The sequence below is a fragment of the Vibrio genomosp. F10 str. 9ZD137 genome (assembly GCF_049974785.1).
Classification (GTDB): Bacteria; Pseudomonadota; Gammaproteobacteria; order Enterobacterales; family Vibrionaceae; genus Vibrio.
This window is the reverse complement of the sequence record NZ_JBNGCJ010000103.1, coordinates 1-537: the sequence shown is the minus strand read 5'-3', so window position 1 is coordinate 537 and position 537 is coordinate 1. Positions and strand designations below refer to the sequence as shown.

At 46.7% G+C, this 537-nt stretch carries 1 protein-coding gene; it reads left to right on the top strand.

The window, feature by feature from the left end; translation table 11 throughout:
* Positions 1-479 (top strand): aminotransferase class IV (locus ACP45E_RS01310; RefSeq protein WP_198927667.1); only part of this gene is annotated, 479 nt, incomplete at its 5' end.
* Positions 480-537 lie beyond the last annotated feature (58 nt).

Genomic DNA, 537 nt, shown 5'->3' with positions numbered 1-537 from the left:
ACCGCTCTTCCGATCTACTGCTTGTTGGTGGAGAAGCGCGTCGTCATGGCTACGATGAAGGCATTGCGTTAAGTGTTGATGGCTACCTATCTGAAGGTGCAGGTGAGAACATCTTTGTGATTCGCAATGGCGTTCTTTCGACACCACCAGCAACCAGTGCCATTTTGCCGGGTATTACACGTGACACAATCATCACTCTAGCACGCGAGCGTGGTTACGAAGTTCGTGAAGAAAATATTGCTCGTGAAGCACTCTACCTTGCTGACGAAGTGTTCATGACTGGAACCGCAGCAGAAATTGTTCCAGTACGCTCTGTGGATAAAATTGAAGTGGGTACAGGAAAACGCGGCCCAATCACTAAAGTATTGCAAGCGGATTACTTTGGTTTATTTAACGGCACCACAGAAGACAAGTGGGGTTGGCTTGACTACATTTACCCAGAGAACAAGCCCCAACAAAGCACTCCGTCTGCGAAGTAATAGAAAAGGAAATTCAAATGTCTAAGACTCCAAAAAATACCTAGATCGGAAGAGCGGT